14 protein-coding genes and 3 pseudogenes are annotated in these 17,787 nt (G+C 58.0%); 13 read left to right on the top strand and 4 right to left on the bottom strand.

Annotation, left to right across the window (positions count from 1 at the left end; genetic code table 11):
- The first annotated feature begins 55 nt into the window (after positions 1-55).
- The 8 genes and pseudogenes from AC2TCY_RS18655 (at position 56) to AC2TCY_RS18620 (ending at position 7,421) form a co-directional block, all read left to right on the top strand.
- Positions 56-1,150 (top strand): M24 family metallopeptidase, encoded by a 1,095-nt coding sequence (locus tag AC2TCY_RS18655; RefSeq protein WP_480849669.1) that lies wholly within the window; start codon positions 56-58, stop codon positions 1,148-1,150.
- On the top strand, positions 1,150-2,160 hold the full coding sequence (locus AC2TCY_RS18650) for an ABC transporter permease subunit (protein WP_480849667.1): 1,011 nt from the start codon (positions 1,150-1,152) through the stop codon (positions 2,158-2,160). The genes AC2TCY_RS18655 and AC2TCY_RS18650 overlap by 1 nt, the downstream gene beginning before the upstream one ends.
- A complete protein-coding gene (locus tag AC2TCY_RS18645) occupies positions 2,157-3,071 on the top strand; it encodes an ABC transporter permease subunit (RefSeq protein ID WP_480849665.1) in 915 nt (304 codons plus the stop codon). The genes AC2TCY_RS18650 and AC2TCY_RS18645 overlap by 4 nt, the downstream gene beginning before the upstream one ends.
- A gap of 4 nt (positions 3,072-3,075) precedes the next feature.
- Positions 3,076-4,053, top strand: a complete 978-nt coding sequence (locus AC2TCY_RS18640) for an ABC transporter ATP-binding protein (RefSeq protein WP_480849663.1) — start codon at positions 3,076-3,078, stop codon at positions 4,051-4,053.
- Entirely contained in the window at positions 4,050-5,012 is a 963-nt protein-coding gene (locus AC2TCY_RS18635) for a dipeptide ABC transporter ATP-binding protein (RefSeq protein ID WP_480849661.1), read from the top strand. Before AC2TCY_RS18640 ends, AC2TCY_RS18635 begins: the two co-directional genes overlap by 4 nt.
- A gap of 90 nt (positions 5,013-5,102) precedes the next feature.
- Positions 5,103-5,812 (top strand): annotated as a pseudogene (locus AC2TCY_RS18630) (IS6 family transposase).
- Positions 5,813-6,009: 197 nt separating this feature from the next.
- A complete protein-coding gene (locus AC2TCY_RS18625; RefSeq protein ID WP_480849659.1) occupies positions 6,010-6,507 on the top strand; it encodes a MarR family winged helix-turn-helix transcriptional regulator in 498 nt (165 codons plus the stop codon).
- A gap of 204 nt (positions 6,508-6,711) precedes the next feature.
- Positions 6,712-7,421, top strand: a pseudogene (locus AC2TCY_RS18620) (IS6 family transposase).
- Between the two features lie 480 nt (positions 7,422-7,901).
- Here AC2TCY_RS18620 and AC2TCY_RS18615 read toward each other — a convergent pair.
- Positions 7,902-8,369 (bottom strand): Lrp/AsnC family transcriptional regulator, encoded by a 468-nt coding sequence (locus AC2TCY_RS18615; protein WP_480849657.1) that lies wholly within the window; start codon positions 8,367-8,369, stop codon positions 7,902-7,904.
- A 153-nt stretch (positions 8,370-8,522) separates the two neighbouring features.
- On the opposite strand from AC2TCY_RS18615, the gene AC2TCY_RS18610 reads away from it, so the two are divergent.
- From AC2TCY_RS18610 to lpdA, 5 genes are read left to right on the top strand one after another with little or no spacing between them, the layout of a single operon-like run.
- Positions 8,523-9,596, top strand: coding sequence for a Leu/Phe/Val dehydrogenase (locus AC2TCY_RS18610; RefSeq protein ID WP_480849655.1), 1,074 nt, complete (start codon positions 8,523-8,525; stop codon positions 9,594-9,596).
- Positions 9,593-10,828: a thiamine pyrophosphate-dependent enzyme gene (locus AC2TCY_RS18605; RefSeq protein WP_480849654.1), complete on the top strand. Its 1,236-nt coding sequence runs from the start codon at positions 9,593-9,595 to the stop codon at positions 10,826-10,828. Before AC2TCY_RS18610 ends, AC2TCY_RS18605 begins: the two co-directional genes overlap by 4 nt.
- A gap of 3 nt (positions 10,829-10,831) precedes the next feature.
- Positions 10,832-11,845 (top strand): alpha-ketoacid dehydrogenase subunit beta, encoded by a 1,014-nt coding sequence (locus AC2TCY_RS18600; RefSeq protein ID WP_480849652.1) that lies wholly within the window; start codon positions 10,832-10,834, stop codon positions 11,843-11,845.
- 3 nt (positions 11,846-11,848) lie between these two features.
- The gene (locus AC2TCY_RS18595; RefSeq protein WP_480849650.1) at positions 11,849-13,105 is read left to right on the top strand and encodes a dihydrolipoamide acetyltransferase family protein; all 1,257 of its coding nucleotides are present in this window, start codon (positions 11,849-11,851) and stop codon (positions 13,103-13,105) included.
- Positions 13,106-14,467, top strand: coding sequence for a dihydrolipoyl dehydrogenase (gene lpdA / locus AC2TCY_RS18590; protein WP_480849648.1), 1,362 nt, complete (start codon positions 13,106-13,108; stop codon positions 14,465-14,467). It abuts the gene before it with no gap.
- Between the two features lie 231 nt (positions 14,468-14,698).
- On the opposite strand, the pseudogene AC2TCY_RS18585 reads toward lpdA, so the two are convergent.
- From AC2TCY_RS18585 to AC2TCY_RS18575, 3 genes and pseudogenes are all read right to left on the bottom strand, one after another.
- A pseudogene (locus AC2TCY_RS18585) lies at positions 14,699-15,408 on the bottom strand (IS6 family transposase).
- 68 nt (positions 15,409-15,476) lie between these two features.
- Complete coding sequence (locus AC2TCY_RS18580) at positions 15,477-16,946, bottom strand: sulfatase family protein (RefSeq protein WP_480849646.1); 1,470 nt, start codon at positions 16,944-16,946, stop codon at positions 15,477-15,479.
- A gap of 150 nt (positions 16,947-17,096) precedes the next feature.
- Positions 17,097-17,651, bottom strand: a complete 555-nt coding sequence (locus AC2TCY_RS18575; RefSeq protein ID WP_480849644.1) for an IS6 family transposase — start codon at positions 17,649-17,651, stop codon at positions 17,097-17,099.
- Positions 17,652-17,787 lie beyond the last annotated feature (136 nt).

Raw genomic sequence — 17,787 nt, 5'->3', positions numbered from 1 at the left:
GGGGCTACCGTGTTCGCATGTGTGGCCCCGGACCTTTGTTGAATACGAGGCGCTGATGTCTTCTCTTTCCGAATACCGCCAGGTGGCCCGCGCGCTTTCCGTGGACGCCGTGGCGCTTGTGCCGGGGCCGAACTTCAACCGGGCCTTCGGCAAACCCTTCATGAGCCACGAGCGCCCGTTTCTTGTCATCTTCCCCGCCGACGGAGAGCCCGCCGCCATCGTGCCGAACCTCGAACTGGGCAGCTGGGCGCTGGTGGATTTTGATGGCGCGGTTTTTGACTGGCGTGATCAGGATGGATACGAGGCTGCTTTTGATGCGCTGGCCGGGCACCAGAAGCTGAACTCGCTGGCCGTCGAAGGGCAGGTGATGCGCGTCTTCGTGCATCACGCGCTGAAAAAGGCGATGCCGGATCTGAAGATCATCGACGCAGAAAAGGAAATATCGGGCCTTCGCGCCATCAAGACCGAGCAGGATATCGCGGCGATTCAAATGGCGATTAACATTTCTGAACGCGCCTTGCTCCGGGTGCTGGATGGGGTCCGCATCGGACAATCCGAGAAACAGGTCGAACAAGCACTGATCCAGGCACTGTTTGCCGAAGGGGCGGACGACCAGGCGTTTTATCCCATCGTGGCGGCCGGCGATAACAGCGCCCGACCCCATGCCAAGGCCCGTAGCAATTATGAGATCCGCGACGGTGACGCCTTGCTGTTCGACTTCGGCGCGCGCAAGGACGGATTTGCCGCCGACATCACGCGAACCGTTTTTGTGGGAAGTGTCTCGGACGAGGGTCGGGCCGTCTATGAAACCGTTCTTGCCGCCAACCTGAAAGGGTTCGAGGTAGCGCGCCCCGGCGCGACGGCCCATGACATCGACGACGCGGTGACGAGCGTGCTTGAAAACTCGCCCTATGCCGACCGTATCCGGACCAAAACCGGTCACGGACTCGGGCGCGAAGTTCACGAAGCGCCCTATATCATGCGCGGCAACGACGAGGTTATGCAGGCCGGGATGGTTTGGACCAACGAACCGGGGCTCTATAAGCTTGGCAAGTTCGGCGTACGCATCGAGGATGACGTTCTGGTCACCGAGAACGGATGCCGGTCCCTGACCGCGTTCCCGAAAGACCTGATGGTTGTGGCGCGCTGATGATACGCTTTATTCTGACCAGGCTTGGGACCTTCATTCCGACCTTCATCGGCGTCACGCTGATTTCCTTCATGTTCATCCGCGTCCTGCCAGGTGATCCGATCATTGTCATGGCCGGAGAGCGCGGAATGACCGATGAACGCTATCAGGAGATGGTCAAGAAACTGGGCTTCGACAAGCCGGTGCTGCAGCAATATTGGGATTACCTTGTCGGCGTTCTCCAGGGCGATCTCGGGGAATCCTTCATTACCAAAAAACCGGTCTGGGACGAGTTTTTCGCGTTGTTCCCTGCGACGCTCGAACTGTCCATCTGCGCGATGATCTTCGCAATCATGCTTGGACTGCCAGCCGGTGTCATCGCGTCGGTCAATCGCGGAAAGTTCTTCGATCGCGCGCTGATGTCCTCTGCGTTGGTGGGGTATTCGATGCCTATTTTCTGGTGGGCGCTTCTGCTGATCATCGTGTTTTCCGGCAACCTGGGCTGGACTCCGGTGTCGGGCCGGATCGACCTGCTGTACTTTTTTGAACCTGTCACCGGTTTCATGCTGATCGACAGCGTGCTTTCAGGGCAGGAGGGGGCGTTCAAATCCGCCGTGCGCCACCTGATCCTGCCGACGATCGTCCTGGGCACCATCCCACTGGCGGTGATTGCACGGCAAACCCGCTCGGCCATGCTGGAAGTTCTCGGCGAAGACTATATCCGCACAGCCCGCGCCAAAGGGCTTTCTCCAACGCGGATTAATGGGGTTCATGCACTGCGCAATGCGTTGATACCCGTTGTCACCGTGATCGGCCTCAGCGTCGGCACGCTGCTGGCCGGTGCCATCCTGACCGAAACGATTTTCAGCTGGCCGGGCATTGGCAAGTGGATGGTCGACAGCATTTTCCGCCGGGATTATCCGGTCGTTCAGGGCGGTTTGCTGATGATTGCGGTCATTGTGATGATCGTGAACCTCACCGTCGACATGCTTTATGGCGCCATCAATCCCAAAATCCGGAGGCGGTCATGACCAGCCAAGCGGCAAGCCCACTGCAGACCAGCGGCCAGTCGCCCGCGCGCCCCAGCGCATTGCGCGAGTTCTGGTACTACTTCAGCGAAAACCGCGGGGCGGTAATTGGTCTGTGGTTCTTTGCGGCCTTCACCTTTCTTGCAGCCTTCGGACCGCTCATCGCGCCCTATGACCCGACCGAGCAGTTCCGGGATCACATCCTGCAACCGCCAGCCTGGCAGGAGGGCGGCAGCTGGGCCTTCCCGCTGGGGACTGATCCGCTGGGCCGCGACATGCTTTCGCGTCTGATCAACGGCGCGCGGTATTCCTTCTTTGTCGGGATCGTGGTTGTCGTTGTTGCGGCTTCGGGGGGCATCATTATCGGATTGCTGTCCGGCTTTGCGCCGAAAATGATCGACACCATCATCATGCGTGTGATGGACATTATCCTGTCCTTTCCGTCGCTTCTGCTTGCATTGGTTTTGGTCGCCATTCTCGGCCCTTCCCTGACAAATGCGATGATTGCTATCGCGATCGTGTTCCAGCCCCATTACGTGCGCCTGACCCGTGCTTCGGTTCTGGCGGAACGGCAGAAGGACTATGTGACTTCGGCGCGTGTGGCCGGTGCCGGAAAGGCACGGCTGATGTTTATATCTGTCCTGCCAAATTGCTTGGCACCGATCATCGTGCAGGCGGCGCTCAGCTTTTCGACCGCCATCCTCGATGCGGCAGCGCTTGGGTTTCTGGGGATGGGTGCCCAGCCGCCGACGCCGGAATGGGGCACGATGCTGGCCGAAGCCCGTGAATTTATCCTCCGCGCTTGGTGGGTCGTGACCTTCCCCGGCCTAGCAATCCTGGTCACGGTGCTGGCAATCAACCTGATGGGCGACGGGTTGCGCGATGCGCTTGACCCGAAGTTGAAGCGGAGCTGAAGACATGAACCTGTTACGTATCCGCAATCTCTCGGTCGATTTTGCCACGGCCGCCGGCAAGTTCCGGGCCGTGGACGGCGTGGACCTGACCGTGGACCGCGGCGATATTCTGGCCATCGTTGGGGAAAGCGGCTCTGGCAAGTCCGTCTCGATGCTGGCGCTCATGGGGTTGTTGCCCTGGACAGCGACGATCACCGCGGATGAGATGAGTTTCGAAGGCCGTGACCTGAAAACCATTTCGCCCCGACACCGACGAGAAATCATTGGCAAGGATCTCTCGATGATCTTCCAGGAGCCGATGTCGTCGCTGAATCCGTGTTTCACCGTCGGTTACCAGATTAAGGAGGCGCTGCGCATCCATCTGGGTCTCGACCGGGCCGCGCGCCAAGGGCGCGCCATCGAGTTGTTCGAACAAGTCGGGATCCCCGCCCCCGAAAGCCGGCTCAGGGTCTTTCCGCACCAGATGTCCGGCGGCATGAACCAGCGGGTGATGATTGCCATGGCCATCGCTTGTCAGCCCAAGCTGTTGATCGCCGACGAACCGACTACGGCGCTGGATGTTACGATTCAGGCGCAAATACTCGATCTTCTGGTGTCCCTGCGCGACGAGTTCGGGATGGGCCTGGTGCTGATCACCCACGACATGGGGGTGGTTGCCGAAACCGCCGAGCGGGTCTGCGTGCAATACGCCGGCCAAAGAGCTGAGGAACAGCCGGTTCGGGATCTGTTCGAGCACCCATTTCACCCGTATACGTCGGCGTTGCTCAGCGCGTTACCGGAACGCGCAACAAGCAAACTGCTGCCAACGATCCCCGGCGTCGTGCCCGGCCAGTTCGACCGTCCCAACGGATGCCTTTTTGCGCCGCGCTGCCAGTTCGCGGACGAAAAATGCCTCAAGACACCCCCTGCACCCTGCGGCCCTGAGGCAGGTCGGGCACGGTGCCATTATCCGCTCGCCAATGTCCAGGGAGATGCACGATGAAAGCTCCGATTGTCCGGGCCAGGAACCTGGCCCGCCATTATAACCTAGGCGGAGGATTGTTCGGCAGGGCCAAGACCGTGCGGGCCCTGTCCAACGTCGATTTCGAAATGTCACCGGGCAAGACCCTTGCCGTTGTTGGGGAATCCGGATGCGGAAAGTCCACGCTTGCCCGGCTGGTCACGATGATCGAAGAGCCGACCAACGGAACCCTAGAAATCAACGGTGCCGAAGTGACCCCGCGACACTGGGCGGGGCTGCGAAGTTCCGTGCAGATTGTGTTTCAGGACCCCTACGGGTCGCTCAATCCGCGCCAACGGATCGGTTACATCCTTCAGGAACCGCTGATCATCAACAACCCCGAGCTTTCGGCCCTGGACCGTGAAGTACGGGCGCGGCAGATGATCGAACTCGTCGGTTTGCGCGCCGAGCATTACGACCGCTACCCGCACATGTTCTCGGGCGGGCAGCGTCAGCGCATTTCGATCGCGCGCGCCCTTATGCTGAATCCCAGGGTTCTGGTGCTGGACGAGCCGGTTTCGGCGCTCGACCTGTCCATTCAAAGCCAGATCCTCAACCTGCTGGTTGAATTGCAGGATCGGCTGGGTCTAGCCTATCTGTTCATCTCGCACGACCTGTCCGTTGTGAAGCATTTCGCCGACGAGGTGATCGTGATGTATCTGGGGCGCGCGGTTGAACGCGGCAGCAAGGAAACCCTTTTTGCTGCGCCCCGTCATCCCTATACCAAGGCGCTTCTGTCTACGACTCCGCGCGCCGATCCAACGGCAACCAAGGAGCGGATCAAGCTCGAAGGAGAATTACCCTCGCCGATGGACGACCTCAAAGGTTGCGCCTTCGCCCCGCGCTGCTGGAAGGTCACCAGCCGCTGCCGGACGGACTTCCCTGAACTTGATAACAATCCTCACGCGGTTGCCTGCTTTCATCCTGTGAGTGATACCTGAACTGCGTCTCTTAATGGCGTTCAGGGTAGGGTGTAGGCCCGACGGCATTGCCAAGTTGTTCCCCGCGATGGTCTGGTCTAATCGATGCGGATGAAGATACCGACGACCATGCCGCGCCTGAAAGGCTTCCGTTTCCCTCGCGAAATCATCGCCTACGCGGTTTGGTTATATCACCGGTTCGCACTAAGCACGGCTGACGTTGAGGACCTGCTCGCAGAGCGCGGCGGGCAGTCAGTCGTGAAAGTGTCCGGCAATGGATCAATCGTTTCGGTTGCCATTTCGCCGATTGCATTAGGTGCGACCGGCCTGCGGCTGCCGACAATTGGCACCTGGACGAGGTTGTCATCTCTATGGGTGGTGAAAGCTATTGGCTCTGGCGGGCGGTTGATGCCAATGGCAGCGTGCTAGATTTCCTGGTGCAAAGGTAACGCAATGCGAAAGCCGCCAGGCGTCCTCTAAACCGACTGATCGACCGGTTCGGCGAACCGCGTGTCATCGTCACCGACAACCTACGCAGTTACGTCAAACCGATTAGAGAACTATGTCCGACCGCTGACCACCGAGCGCACAAGCGGTTGAATAATCGCGTTGAAGGATCGCACCGGCCGACCCGAAAACGCGAAAAACTAATGGGCCGCTTCAAATCTCCGAGGCAGGCCCAGTGGTTCCTTTCCGCTCACGACCAGATCAACATCATGTTCCGACCCTGCCGCTATCACCTCCCCGCTATCTCCTACCGCCACGCTCGATCGGATGCACACGATCTTTGGAATGGCTATGCCCTTGAGTTAACCTCCTGAACGCGCCGTCCACAGCGCTTTTCAACCGTTCTCAAACAACTTGGCAATGCCCCAGCGTTCCTTCGATATGCAGATGAAGCTCTGCCTTGGGCAGATTATCGATCAACGCTTGTGCGAGGTTTAGCATTTCGAAGCAGCTCCCAATTTACCTTTCTGCAAAGGTATTTTTGAGTTGAGTGCACCACGAAAGGACAAACATGGCGGACCGAGTCCCGATTCAGATGCTTCTTCAAGGTATCAAGGTCGACTGGCCGGAAGCGTTTTCTTCGGAAACCGACATCATACTTTCAGTGATCCGTTTGCATGAACTGATTAGGGCGAGGACTGAAGAAGCGTTGATTGAGTTCGACCTTATGCATTCAGCGTTTGGGGTATTGGTTGCGCTTCGGGCTCAGCCGAATCCGCGCCGACTTACGCCATCCGAGCTTTGCGGCTCCGCTCGCCTGACCACGGGTGGTACGGCCAACATCCTTATCGAACTAGAACGGCGAAACCTGATACTTCGTTCGCCAAATCCGAAAGACGGACGCAGCAAGATCGTGAAATTGACGGAAGTCGGCAAACGGTTGATTGAGCGCGCAATGAAAAGCGTTATGGAAAAGGACAAAATGCACTTTGAAGGATTTCACGAGTCGACTGAGACCGGGAAACTGCGGGATGTGTTCTTGTCGATGATGATAACGGTCGAAGCATAGTCTCGGCCCCTACGACGTGTTGACAAAAGGGATTCAAATCCGGCGAAAGACATGATTCAAGCTGGCATCTATGATGGAGACCAGCTTGGCACGAGACCTGGGGTCAGAATGCATTTTTTTCACTGCGCAGCGTGATTCACCGCTCGAAAACGGAGCGGGGTATTGCCAAGTTATTGACTGGGTTTGATAAAGGTATGTCAGCCCATGAATTTTCCAATTGATATGCAGCGCCTTAAGGGTTTCCGCTACCCGCGTGAGATCATTGCGTACGCTGTTTGGGCCTACCATCGATTAGCGTTGAGCACGGCTGATGTTGAAGACCTGTTGGCAGCGCGGTGTGTGATTGTCAGCCGGGAAGCGATCCGGCTGTGGATCGATCGCTTTGGTCGACACTTTGCAGATTGCATTAGGCGGGATCGTCCACGGCCGAACGACAAGTGCACATGGACGAAGTCGTGATCATCACACGTGGCAAGAAACACTGGCTGTGGCGTGCGATCGACGCCAATGGTGACGTTCTTGATATTCTTGTTCAAGCCCGCAGAAATGCCAAAGCGGCAAAAGCCATTTTCAAAATACTGGTTGCCAAGTACGGCGAGCCGAGAGTGGTCATCACCGACAAATTACGGAGCTTTATCAAACCGATCCATGCACTGGCCGCAGGCGCTGACCATCGCGCCCGTAAAGGCCTAAACAACGCGATCGAGGTCTCGCACCGGCCGACCCGAAAGCGATAGAAAATATTTGGCCGGTTCAAATCTCACCGGCAGGCTCAGAGGTTTCTATCCGCACATGACCTGATTAACCTGGTCTGCCGCCCTGGCCGCTATCAACTCACCGCAACATCATACCGCCACGCCCGCAACGACGCGTTTAGCCTCTGGGTCGATTACACTGCTGAAATGTCGACATGATCCAACCATTGCCAATGAAGAACAATCTGACGCCAACAACTTGGTAGAACCCATGTGTAGGTTTAAGTCATTCAGATCCGCTTCGGCCACGCTTGATGGGATCGAAGTCGCCAATATGATCCGGAAAGGTCAGCTCACGCCCGGAATCTGTCGGTTTCAGCGGTTCGCGGAACTGGCTGCATAACCAGCTAGCTCGGCGTGAGCTCTTCGGTCAGTAAGAAACTTTGCAACAAAACCTTCCGATACTCCGTAGGTCCGTCACTACTGCTTTAGATGTAGACTACGCAGCGCCAGATTCACTTAGCACAAAGGTAAAAAAAACTCGCAGCCTACAAAGTGTCGGTATTTAATGCCGATTGACAACTGTGTTTTCAACGGCGGCCGTGAATAACCTTACGCACTATTTTCTGAAGAAACTGGCGCGCAAAGAGCTGTCTTCTGATAGCGCTAGGTTTAGCGCAGGCGAAACTGGCTATGCTATCAATATGGGATGCGCGTTCGACTGATGAATTGGCGCAAAGCGAACCGTGAACGCACCACTCGCAATCCCGGTAGCCGCATTAGTTTTGTCTGTAGGAACGTCTCAAACTCTTCAAGGCTTTCAACCGCAATTTCCAACAAGAAATCCTGTGCGCCGGTCATCAACGTTCCAGTTACCACTTCGTCAAACAGCGCGACCTGGCGCTGGAAGTCGGCCACTTTTTCGGCGTCCTGCCTCTCCAATTCGACCGAGACAAAAGCTGTGATTGGAAAGCCTGCCGTTTTACGGTCAATTCGGGCGCTGTAGCCCGAAATCAATCCGGATTCCTCAAGGCGCGCCAACCGGCGTTTGCAAGGTGTGGCGGACAGGCCAATGCGTTCCGAAAGTTGGACCAATGACATGCGTCCATCCTCTTGTAGCGCGCGAAGAATCTCTCGATCTGCTTGATCAGTAGCGTAAGGCACCATGAATCCTTTAATTAGTAGTGAAATCCACTCAGGTTATCTCAAAATACCTTGGGAAAGCGGTTTTTCAACCCGGCACGGGGCCGTAAGCTGGAAGTGGTGATCCCGACGGATCGAATTGACTACATCCCTGCCATGCAAACGAATGGTGATACCATGCCCCTCATCATCACGGAAGAAAACCCGCCGCCCGGATATGAACGTCTGATCTTTGCCGAGGATTCCAGCAACGGGTTGCAGGCTTACATCTGCTTGCATTCGACAGTTTGCGGCCCGGCGGCGGGTGGCTGTCGAATGTGGGCTTACGACAGTCGGGAAGCTGCGCGCGAGGACGTGCTGCGACTGGCACGCGGCATGACAGCCAAGAACGTCATGGCTGGGCTCGGGCTGGGCGGTGGCAAATCGGTGATCATCGGCAATGCCCGCGAAGACAAAACTCCGGCAATGCTGCGCGCATTTGGCCGCGTGGTCGATGCGCTGGAGGGGCAGTATTATACGGCCGAAGATGTGGGCTTCTCGCCCGAAGACATTCGGATTGTAGCTGAGGAAACGGAATTCGCGGTTGGCCTAGAAGGGGGCGAGCATGGCAGCGGCGACCCGTCACCCTTTACCGCCGAAGGGGTATTCCAGTGCCTGAAGGTTGGCGCACACGACGTATTCGGAAGCGATGATCTGACCGGGCGCCGTGTGCTGGTTCAGGGTCTGGGCCACGTGGGCATGAGCTTGGCGGAAAAACTGTATGCTGCTGGTGCGTCGCTGATCGTATCAGACATCAATCAGGCCGCGCTGGATCTGGCCCGCGACCAGTTGCGTGCGGATGTCTGCCCTGTAGATCAGGTCTTTGACGCACAAATGGACATCTTTGCGCCCTGCGCTCTGGGTGGCATTCTGACCCATGACAGCGCGCAGAAACTGTCGGCGCGGCTGGTCTGTGGCGCGGCCAACAACCAATTGGCCGAAGACTCTGTTGCTGAGACCCTTAGCGCGCGGGGAATACGCTATCTGCCCGATTATGTGGTCAATGCAGGCGGCATCATCAGCGTGGCAGGTGAAATCCACAAAGCTGGTGAGGCATATCGCCAAGCCCGGCTCAAAGAGGTCGCGACGCGAATTGCCGAGATCCTGGAAACCTCGAAACGCACCGGCCAATCGACCACTCGGGTCGCCGATCAGATTGTCGGTGACATTCTGGATCGTGCACGTGGCCATCAACAGGAGGGGGCAGCATGAGCGAACAATCCAAACCGCTTTCGCTAAACGTACCTGAACCGGGCTGCCGCCCAGGCGATACGCCGGACTTCTCGGATTTCGAAATTCCCCGCGCTGGTGAGGTTCCACGGCCGCCGATCGATGTGGCCGCGGATGACATTCGTGACATGGCTTTTTCGATTGTTCGGGTTCTGAACAAAGAGGGCCAGGCCATCGGCGACTGGGCAGGTGCGTTGACGCCTGATGATCTGCGCACGGGCTTGCGCCATATGCTGACCCTGCGCGCCTTTGACAAGCGTATGCTGATGGCGCAGCGCCAAGGCAAGACAAGTTTCTATATGCAGCATCTGGGCGAAGAGGCGATCAGCTGTGCCTTTGCGCGTGCGTTGCGCCCCGGTGATATGAACTTCCCGACATATCGTCAGGCCGGTCTTCTGGTCGCGGTGGACTATCCGATGCTGACGATGATGAACCAGATCTATTCCAACGCCGATGACCCGCTGCACGGACGGCAGTTGCCCATCATGTACACCTCGAAAGAACACGGGTTCTTTTCGATCTCAGGCAATCTGGGCACGCAGTTCGTGCAATCGGTGGGCTGGGCCATGGCCTCGGCCATTTCGGGGGATACCAAGATTGCCGCTGGCTGGATCGGCGACGGTTCAACCGCGGAAAGCGATTTTCACGCGGCGATGGTATTTGCCTCAACCTACAAGGCGCCGGTGGTCCTGAATATCGTCAACAACCAATGGGCTATTTCGACCTTTCAGGGGATCGCCCGGGGCGGCGTCGGTACATTTGCCGCGCGCGGTCATGGGTTCGGCATCCCTTCGCTTCGTGTCGATGGCAACGACTATCTGGCCGTTCACGCGGTCGCCAAATGGGCCGCCGAACGCGCGCGTCGCGGGCTGGGCCCGACCTTGATTGAGTATGTGACTTACCGCGCGGGCGGGCATTCTTCGTCTGACGATCCCTCGGCCTACCGCTCGGGTGAGGAAGCCAGCGCCTGGCCGCTGGGCGATCCAATAGAACGACTGAAGCAGCATCTGATCACGATCGGCGAATGGTCCGACGAACGCCATACACAGGCCGAGGCCGAAATTATGGATGGCGTCATAGCAACGCAGAAACAGGCCGAGAGCGTCGGCACCCTAGGCGACGGCAAGGCACCATCACCCCGCGACATGTTCGAGGGTGTCTATGAAACGATGCCACCGCATCTGATCCGGCAACGCCAGCAAGCGGGGTATTGAGAGATGGCCCACATGACAATGATCGAAGCCATTCGCGATGCCCATGACGTGGCCATGGCGGCCGACGACCGTGTGGTGGTGTTTGGTGAGGATGTAGGGTTCTTCGGCGGGGTATTCCGCTGCACCGCGGGTTTGCAAGAGAAGTACGGCAAAAGCCGCTGCTTCGATGCGCCGATCAACGAAAGCGGCATCGTCGGCACCGCAATCGGTATGGCCGCATATGGCCTGAAACCGGTGATCGAGATTCAGTTCGCCGACTATGTCTATCCCGCCTATGACCAGATCGTGAGCGAGGCCGCGCGTCTGCGACACCGCTCGAACGCCGACTTCACCTGTCCCCTTGTCATCCGCATGCCCACGGGCGGCGGAATTTTCGGCGGCCAGACTCACAGCCAGAGCCCAGAGGCGCTGTTCACCCATGTGTCTGGCCTCAAGGTGGTGATGCCGTCCAATCCCGTGGACGCCAAGGGGCTGTTGCTTGCCTCGATTGCCGACCCTGATCCGGTGATCTTTCTGGAGCCAAAACGGCTTTATAACGGGCCGTTTGACGGGCACCACGACAAGCCCCTGACAACTTGGAAAAAACATGCCCAGGGCGACGTGCCCGAAGGCGATGAGATTGTGCCTTTGGGTAAGGCCAAGGTCACCCGTGAGGGGGCGGATGTGACCGTGCTGGCCTACGGGACCATGGTTTACGTGGCCGAGGCCGCTGCAAAGGAAACCGGCATTGATGCCGAGGTGATCGACCTGCGGACGCTCATGCCATTGGATCTGGACGCAATCACCGCCTCAGTGAAGAAAACCGGCCGCTGCGTGATTGTACATGAAGCCACGCGCACCTGTGGTTTTGGCGCAGAACTGCTGAGCCTCGTGCAGGAAGAATGCTTCTATCACCTCGAAGCGCCGATTATCCGGGTCACCGGTTGGGACACACCTTATCCGCATGCTCAGGAATGGCAGTATTTCCCGGGTCCCGCGCGGGTGGGTGACGCCCTCAACACCGTCATGGAGGACTGAGCCATGGGCGTGCACATCATCCGCCTTCCGGACATTGGCGAAGGCATCGCCGAGGCCGAATTGACCGAATGGCTGGTCAAACCCGGCGATCTGGTCAGGGAAGACGATATTCTGGCCGTTGTAATGACCGACAAGGCTGCGGTCGAGGTGCCGTCCTCTGTGGAGGGCAAGGTTCTGGAACTGGGGGGTGAGATCGGCGAGTTGATGGCGGTAGGCGCCACTCTGATCCGCATCGAGGTCGGCGGCGAAGGCAACGAAGGCGACGCGTCTGCTGTGGCCAAGGCGACCGATGTTGAGCCGGAACCAGAGCCAGAGCCAAAGGCCGAGCCCAAGCCTGAACCCGCAAAGGCACCCGAACGGGCCGCGCCTGCGGTGGCACGCGCCCAAGGCACCAAGCCGCTGGCCTCACCTTCGGTACGCGCCCGAGCCCGTGAAGAAGGGATCGACTTGCGCCAGGTCCCGGGGTCTGGTCCGGCCTCGCGGATCAGCCACAGCGATCTGGACCAGTGGATAGCCTCTGGCGGCATTCAGCAGGGCCAAATCACCCGTGGTGCCAATACCGGCATCGAAGAGGTGCGCGTCATCGGCATGCGCCGCAAGATCGCTGAAAAGATGCAGCTTTCAAAGCGCCAGATACCGCATATCACCATCGTTGAAGAGGTCGAAATCGAGGCACTGGATGCCTTGCGGGTGGCGCTGAACGACAAACACAAGGGCGACAGGCCAAAGCTCACCATGCTGCCTTTCCTGATGCGCGCGATTGTTGAGGCGGTGCGCGAACAGCCCGGACTGAACGCGCGTTTTGACGATGAGGCCGGCGTCATCCATCGCCATGGTGGGGTGCATGTGGGCATCGCCACCCAGACACCAAACGGGTTGAACGTGCCGGTGATCCGCCACGCCGAAGCGGGTAGCCTGTGGGACAATGCCGCTGAGCTGACCCGCCTGGCCGAAGCCGCCCGTGACGGCACGATCAAGCGCGAGGAATTGCAGGGTGGCACCATCACCATCACCTCGCTCGGGCCCTTGGGCGCGTTGGCCACCACGCCAATCATCAACCACCCCGAAGTGGCTATTGTCGGCGTCAACAAAATGCAGATCCGCCCAGTTTGGGATGGTCAGCAGTTCCAGCCGCGCAAGATGATGAACATCTCGTGCAGCTTCGATCACCGGGTGGTCGATGGCTGGGATGCCGCGGTCTTCGTGCAAAAATTAAAATCCCTGCTGGAAACCCCGGCAATGTTGTTTGTGGAGGGCTGAATGTCAGACCTGAAATGCAAGTTGCTGATCATCGGCGCTGGCCCAGGCGGCTATGTCTGTGCCATTCGTGCGGGGCAGTTGGGCATCGACACGATCGTAGTGGACGAAGCCAAGCCCGGCGGCACCTGTCTGAACGTGGGCTGTATCCCGTCCAAGGCGCTAATCCATGCCGCCGACGAGTTTCACCGGATCACTTCGGTGAATGACGGCCCGCTGGGCATCACCGCCCCAGCCCCGAAAATTGACCTTGCCAAGACTGTTGCTTGGAAGGACGGTATCGTCAAACGGCTGAATACCGGTGTCTCGGGCCTGATGAAAAAGGCAGGCGTCAGGTTCGTGTCGGGCTGCGCCCGGTTTTTGGATGGAAAGACCGTGTTGGTCAGCGAAACTGATGGCGAGGTCCGTGAAATCACTGCTGAATACATCGTCATCGCGTCGGGTTCGGCCCCGGTCGAACTCCCTTTCCTGCCATTTGGCGGCGATATCCTGTCTTCGACCGAAGCTCTGGCATTGGGTGACGTGCCTGAAAGCCTTGCCGTTATCGGCGGCGGCTATATAGGGCTGGAACTGGGCACGGCCTTTGCCAAATTGGGTGCCAAGGTCACGGTGGTCGAGGCCGAGCCCCGCATCCTGCCCACCTATGACAAAGCGCTGACTGCACCGGTGGCGAAACGTCTGGCGGCTCTGAATGTCACGGTCATGACCGGCACCAAGGCGCAAGGCTTTGCCGATGGTGTCTTGGCCACGGATCAGGGCAATGTTGCCGCCGACAAGGTACTGGTGACTGTCGGCCGTCGCCCGCGCACCCATGGCATCGGGGTCGAGGAATTGTCGCTGACTATGGACGGGCCATTCATTCAGATCGACGAAACTTGTCAGAGCTCAATGCGGGGCATTTATGCAATCGGGGATGTCACAGGCGAACCCATGCTCGCGCATCGTGCCATGGCGCAGGGCGAAATGGTAGCCGAACATATCGCAGGCCACGCCGTCGAGTGGGACAAACGCGCAATCCCTGCAGTCTGCTTCACCGACCCCGAGATCGTCACCTGTGGCGCACTGCCCGGCGAAATTGATGGCACAAAGGCCAGCGATTTTCCGTTGGCTGCCAATGGCCGGGCCATGACATGCGAACGAGAAGATGGATTTGTCCGCGTGGTCTGGCGCGAAAGCGACCATGCTGTGGTGGGCATTCAGGCTGTCGGCGCGCAGATGCCGGAACTCTCGGCGGCCTTCTCGCTGGCTATCGAAATGGGCGCCTGTCTTGAGGACATCGGCGCAACCATTCACGCCCACCCGACACAATCTGAAAGCTTGCAGGAAGCTTGTCTGAAGGCCTTGGGTCAAGCCCTACATATCTGAAGTTTAGGTTGAAGGTCAGTCAGCCCTGCATCGGTAGGGCTGGTCTTTTCTATGGAAACCAAACCAGGTGTTTCTTGACGCGATGCCGGCGCCCTGCAGAGTGAGCTACTTGGGTTTTGTGGACGGTGATAGGATTTGAGGTTCCAACCATTCATCGCCGTCCTTGCGTAGTTGACGGGGGGCACTGCCAAGTTATCTGCCATGGAATGGAATAAGCGTGAGCCCGCACAATCAGGCCGATAGTTCCGCGGCATAACCTTCCCACAGCTTGAACGCGTCGGCTCTGGCATGGCGGTAGGAGAGAGTGGAAAGGCGATAGCGGCGGGGACGAAAGATCGTACTGATTTGGTCGTGGGCGACGAGAAATCGTTGCGCCTGGCGTTGTGACTTGAACCGACCCATCATCGTTTCCCGCTTTCGCGTCGGCCGGTGTGACCCTTCGATCCGGTTGTTGAGCCCCTTGTGCGCCCGATGGTCGGTGCCCGGCGCGATGGCCTTGATCGGCTTGGTATAGCTGCGCAGCTTGTCCGTGATCACGACACGCGGTTCGCCATAGGCAGCAACTAGTCGGCTGAAGAAACGCTTAGCGGCTTTGGCATTACGTCGAGGTTGAACACAATGTCGAGTACATCTTCATTGCCATCGATCGCACGCCGCAGCCAATGTTTCACGCCGTTAATCGGGACAACCACTTCGTCCATATGCCATTTGTCGTGCGGCCGGGGCCGGTCGCGTCGGATACAAGCCGCGAACTGAGACCCGAAAGGGTTCACCCAGAGACGAACCGCTTCACGACTGACGAAGACGCCACGCTCCGCCAGGAGGTCCTCGACATCCGCCGTGCTGAGAGCAAGCCGATAATATGCCCGCACCGCATTGGCGATGACTTCGCGAGGAAAACGGAAGCCCTTCAGCCCCGGCAATGAGGTCGGTATGGTCATGGCACCGCGCTATCCGAGAAGGACAACGCGATCAACTTGGCAATGCCAATCTAACTACCGGCAATCAATCAAGGTTGAAAGCCAGCGGCCCAATCCTCGCCCCACGCATCTTTCCAGAGCCACGGCTTGTCGGAGTTAGATTGCGGTGCGCCGCCCCGCCAGAGGTCGTAGCGGGGGTCGGAATATTGGGCGAAAAACGCCTCAATTCGCCCCGTCAGTTCTCTTGAGGTCGCTGCATGTTCCGGCCGGTCGATTAGGTTGTGTTTCTCCAGTGGGTCGTTTCTGAGGTCATAAAGCTCGTCCGGATAGGGTGGCTTCGGTGCATTCTGGAAGCGGCGTTTGTAAAGCCACTCTTGGGTGCGGATGGCGCGGGTTTCTTCCTGCTCCATGAACACTTCGTCCGGTTTGGCAAAGACTCCAGTGCCAAGGGCACTTGCGAAACTGACCGCTGGGGAGTTGGCGTTGTGCCCATCCGGGGCGATCCCGGCAAGCTCCAGCAGCGTCGGGAACAGATCAATCTGGCTGACGTGGGTGGCAGTTCTTGTGTTCAGCATTCTGTCGCCGTGGCGAAATATCAATGGAATCGAGAAGGTTTGGCGATGGGTGTTTGACGGCAGCGTGGCCTGAGAATGCCCCCAAATGCCGTGATGGCCCAGCGAAAACCCATGATCGGTCGTGTAGACGATCAGAGTGTCGTCATAGAGGTTTAGGCGTTGCAGTGCAGCAAGAACACGACCGACACCGTCGTCCACCATGCTCATCTCGGAAAAATAGTTTCTGAGCGTGTCCAGATCGTTCGGAATGCGCAGTTCCGAGCAGTGATCCACCCCGCCGACGCTGTCGGATGCCTTTCGCAGGAATCGGGCGATTGCATTTTCGTGCAGCCCTTCGCGGGGGACGGAGTGCATGTCGACACTGTCATAGAAATCCCTGAACCGGTTTTTCGCTCGCCCCTTCAGCGCAGGCCAATGGCCATAAGGCGCATTGTAGGGAACGAAGGCAAAGAACGGCGCGTCGCTGGACTGGCTGTCGAGATATTCGATGGTCTTGTCGGTGTAATAATCGACGCTGTGGCCCGCATAATGTTTGCGTTCGCCATTCTCGATATAGTCGCCGTTCCAGAAATCGGTCACATGACCATGCGGATCGGTGATCCAGTGTTGAAACCCGTTCTGCGGCGCATCGGGTGCCCCCATGTGGTATTTACCGATCAGGGCGGTGTTATAGCCATGCGCGGCCAAAATCGCGGGCAGTGTCTTGAACTCGGCAATCGCATTCCAGCCCTTGGGCCAGAGGTGGCGCAGGCGGTCGTCGATCCAAGTGTGGATACCATGCTGGGACGGCATCAACCCCGTCATGACTGAGGCGCGGCAGGGCGAACACATCCCGTTGACGCAAAATGCGTTTTCAAATGTGAATCCCTCGGCGGCGAGGGCATCAATATGCGGCGTGCTGATCTCAGAGTTTCCATAACAGCCCAGCAGCTCTGCTGGCTGGTTGTCTGTCATGAAGAAGAGAATATTGGGGCGTTTTGACATCGAAGAAGTCTATCGTGTGTCAAGACAGTATGTAAGGGCCGTCCTGGCGATTTGAATGGGTTTTGTTGCGAAGTTTCCGACTGAACGAAGAGATCCCGCAGGACCGACGGGTTAAGCAGTCGGTTCCGCAAATTGACGAAACGGGCAGGGTCAGGGCGTGAACTGACCTTTACGGATCATGTTCGCGACTTCGATACTATCCAAAGTTGCTTCTGCAGAAGCAAAGGCTTTGAACCCCAGAATCGGTCGAGTGCGCCGCTTGATAAGTCGGTGGTCCTGCTCGACGATGTTGTTCAAGTATTTCCGCTTCACAATCTTCCCCGGCAATCCATTTGCCTCCAACATGCTGGCGAAGAACGTGGTGGCGGCTGGTTTGTTTCGACGTCGTGAAGGCATGAAATTAAGGGTCTTGCCGTGTTTGTCGACAGCTCGATAGAGGTAAACCCGCGCGCCTTTAACTTTGATGTAAGTTTCGTCCATTCTCCAAGAACGATCACATGGCCCATTGCGGCGACGTGCTGCCTCAGCGATTGCACCAGAATACCGTATTACCCATCGGTTTCGCGTGGTGTGGTCCACTGAAACACCGCGCTCGGCGATGATTTCTTCCAGAATCCGGTATGACACACCGTATCGGACATAGAAAAACACCGCGAACAGGATCACATCCTTCGGATATTGCGCGCCTTTGAAGGAGATCATCAACTGACTTTCGACTGATCATACCGAAAGCCATTCACCCGCAGCATCTGATCTCGTCAACAGCCAAAAGTTTGCAACAGATCCCCAGTTCGACCCCGACTATCTGGCAATGAACCCGGCCGCGGTGGTGCCAACACTG

This window comes from Ruegeria sp. HKCCD7181 (assembly GCF_057221055.1).
The sequence above is the reverse complement of the archived record's forward strand: the minus strand, read 5'-3'. Positions and strand labels throughout refer to the sequence as shown.

Bases quoted from the DNA above. Each gene is read 5' to 3' on its own strand.
- AC2TCY_RS18655 (WP_480849669.1), top strand. From the start codon at position 56: ATGTCTTCTCTTTCCGAATACCGCCAGGTGGCCCGCGCGCTTTCCGTG.
- AC2TCY_RS18650 (WP_480849667.1), top strand. From the start codon at position 1,150: ATGATACGCTTTATTCTGACCAGGCTTGGGACCTTCATTCCGACCTTC.
- AC2TCY_RS18645 (WP_480849665.1), top strand. From the start codon at position 2,157: ATGACCAGCCAAGCGGCAAGCCCACTGCAGACCAGCGGCCAGTCGCCC.
- AC2TCY_RS18640 (WP_480849663.1), top strand. From the start codon at position 3,076: ATGAACCTGTTACGTATCCGCAATCTCTCGGTCGATTTTGCCACGGCC.
- AC2TCY_RS18635 (WP_480849661.1), top strand. From the start codon at position 4,050: ATGAAAGCTCCGATTGTCCGGGCCAGGAACCTGGCCCGCCATTATAAC.
- AC2TCY_RS18625 (WP_480849659.1), top strand. From the start codon at position 6,010: ATGGCGGACCGAGTCCCGATTCAGATGCTTCTTCAAGGTATCAAGGTC.
- AC2TCY_RS18615 (WP_480849657.1), bottom strand. From the start codon at position 8,369: ATGGTGCCTTACGCTACTGATCAAGCAGATCGAGAGATTCTTCGCGCG.
- AC2TCY_RS18610 (WP_480849655.1), top strand. From the start codon at position 8,523: ATGCCCCTCATCATCACGGAAGAAAACCCGCCGCCCGGATATGAACGT.
- AC2TCY_RS18605 (WP_480849654.1), top strand. From the start codon at position 9,593: ATGAGCGAACAATCCAAACCGCTTTCGCTAAACGTACCTGAACCGGGC.
- AC2TCY_RS18600 (WP_480849652.1), top strand. From the start codon at position 10,832: ATGGCCCACATGACAATGATCGAAGCCATTCGCGATGCCCATGACGTG.
- AC2TCY_RS18595 (WP_480849650.1), top strand. From the start codon at position 11,849: ATGGGCGTGCACATCATCCGCCTTCCGGACATTGGCGAAGGCATCGCC.
- lpdA (WP_480849648.1), top strand. From the start codon at position 13,106: ATGTCAGACCTGAAATGCAAGTTGCTGATCATCGGCGCTGGCCCAGGC.
- AC2TCY_RS18580 (WP_480849646.1), bottom strand. From the start codon at position 16,946: ATGTCAAAACGCCCCAATATTCTCTTCTTCATGACAGACAACCAGCCA.